Annotated in this window: 4 protein-coding genes; 2 read left to right on the top strand and 2 right to left on the bottom strand. The window is 47.6% G+C overall.

Annotation, left to right across the window (positions count from 1 at the left end):
• Both RMO84_RS13455 and RMO84_RS13450 read left to right on the top strand, forming a co-directional pair.
• Positions 1-72 (top strand): potassium-transporting ATPase subunit C (locus tag RMO84_RS13455; protein ID WP_310488958.1); only part of this gene is annotated, 72 nt, incomplete at its 5' end.
• Positions 73-128: 56 nt separating this feature from the next.
• Positions 129-1,226 (top strand): sensor histidine kinase KdpD, encoded by a 1,098-nt coding sequence (locus RMO84_RS13450; RefSeq protein WP_310488957.1) that lies wholly within the window; start codon positions 129-131, stop codon positions 1,224-1,226.
• Here the strand turns inward: RMO84_RS13450 and RMO84_RS13445 are convergent.
• A complete protein-coding gene (locus RMO84_RS13445; protein WP_310488956.1) occupies positions 1,216-1,614 on the bottom strand; it encodes a thiol-disulfide oxidoreductase DCC family protein in 399 nt (132 codons plus the stop codon). The two genes, RMO84_RS13450 and RMO84_RS13445, sit on opposite strands and share 11 nt — an antisense overlap.
• Positions 1,615-1,693: 79 nt before the next feature.
• A partial coding sequence (locus RMO84_RS13440; protein ID WP_310488955.1) for a hypothetical protein occupies positions 1,694-2,078 on the bottom strand: 385 nt, incomplete at its 5' end.

Raw genomic sequence — 2,078 nt, 5'->3', positions numbered from 1 at the left:
TCCCTCGGCATCTTCGGCGAACCCGGCGTAAATGTGTTGAAACTCAACCTCGCCCTAGACAATCTGCGTTAATTCCTGCCTAAAGCCTAAAGCCTAAAACCTAAAACCTAAAGCCTAAAACCTAACCCATGCAAATCTATCGTCGCGGTAAACATAAAATCTTCATCGGCATGAGTCCCGGCGTCGGCAAAACTTACCGGATGCTGGAAGAAGGACATCAGCTCCGCACGGAAGGCATCGATGTCGTCATCGGCTTGCTCGAAACCCACAATCGCGCTGAAACTAAAGCCAAAGCCATCGGTTTAGAACAAGTGTCCCGCCAGCAGATTACCTGGCAAGATGTCACACTTACCGAGATGGATGTCCCGGCAATCCTTCTTCGCCAGCCCCAATTAGTGTTAATAGACGAGCTAGCCCATACTAATATTCCTGGTTCCGATCGCGAAAAACGCTATCAGGACGTCGAAGAGATTCTCCAGGCGGGACTCGACGTCTATTCCACCGTAAATATCCAACATCTCGAAAGCCTGAACGATACCGTTGCCCAGCTTACCGGTATCGTCGTCCGCGAACGCATACCCGATCGCGTTCTGGACACGGCAGATGAAGTCGTCGTCGTCGATGTCACCCCAGAAACCCTCCAAGAACGCCTGCGGGATGGCAAAATCTACGCTCCTGACAAGATCGATCGCTCGCTCAATAACTTCTTCCAACGGCGGAATCTTGCCGCACTCCGCGAGTTGGCACTCCGAGAAGTCGCCGATAACATCGAAGAAGGCACCGAACAAGCCAACGGAGATACAACCGTACCTGCCTCTTGCAATATTCACGAACGCGTCTTGGTGTGTATTTCCACTTATCCCAATTCGATCCAACTGCTGCGGCGCGGCGCGCGAGTGGCTAACTATATGCACGCTCGCTTTTATGTCTTATTTGTCAATGAACCCGATCGATTTTTGACCAAAGCTGAAAGCCTACATATCGATACTTGCGAACGTCTCTGTCAAGAATTTGGCGGTGAATTTATCCAAGTTAGAGAATATAGCATTATTAAAGCGATCGTCCAAGCTGCCCAGCAATATCGGATCACCCAAATTGTCATGGGTGAAAGTCAAAAATCCCGCTGGCAAATGTTCTGGAAAGGTTCGTTAACCCAACAGATTCTCCGCGTACTCAAGAACGTCGATATTCATATCATTTCGACGAGTAAATCTGCTACCCAATAAATCGTTCTCGTAATTCTGGAGTCGGCACCATACAAGTATCTCGCTTGCCAAACAGCGCGAATCGCTGCCGCGCAAATTCACTATAAGCCCAGTCCCGCAGGGGTTTTGGCAGTGCCGTAAACGAGCCTAGCAATTGCCATCCACCATCGAGCCGAGAGAGTACTTCTAAAACTGCATCGCTTTTGGTCAAAACCCTGTCGCCATCTACTAGCATCAATGTCTGAATATCGATCGGATCTAACCCATGCTGACGATAAAGCTGTTGCCCTAATTCGGACTGAATCGGGGCAAATTTAAAAATCTGGTGGCGATCGATCTCGATAACCATGTTGACTGCACTATTACAAAAATTGCAGACTCCATCAAATAAAATCAGATTGCGATACATAATTGAGCGGGCGATCGATAGTTTTATATCTAATATTATGACTAACTTTGATGCGATTAAATAGGTCGAGCTGGTAGAACTAGTCTGCTGTTGATGCTCCTGCTTTTTCAAGGAGAATGAGAGTCAACGCAATTTGCTCTAGGTGCGTAAAATCCCGATCGCCAGCCGTAATAATTTCTGTCATTCTGCCAAGTTTACCATAACCGATTTTCAGACTGCCGATCGATTCAATTCGGTTCCACTTACCATATCCTAGCTTCAGATTTCCCACCGCCAGCCGCTTCGATTCACCGCCCCACCATCTTGGCTTTTCCAAACTAATTGGAATGTCGCCGATCGATAAAAGTGGTGAAAACCATCCTTTGTAACCACATTCGCGACCGTCGATCGTCAATACTCTTCCCAGCAGATTATAAGTAACATAGATCGTACCGAAACTCTCAATCTGATAAGAGCTACCTCGC

The sequence above is a fragment of the Chamaesiphon sp. VAR_69_metabat_338 genome (assembly GCF_031423935.1).
Taxonomy (GTDB): Bacteria; Cyanobacteriota; Cyanobacteriia; order Cyanobacteriales; family Chamaesiphonaceae; genus Chamaesiphon.
The sequence above is the reverse complement of the archived record's forward strand: the minus strand, read 5'-3'. Positions and strand labels throughout refer to the sequence as shown.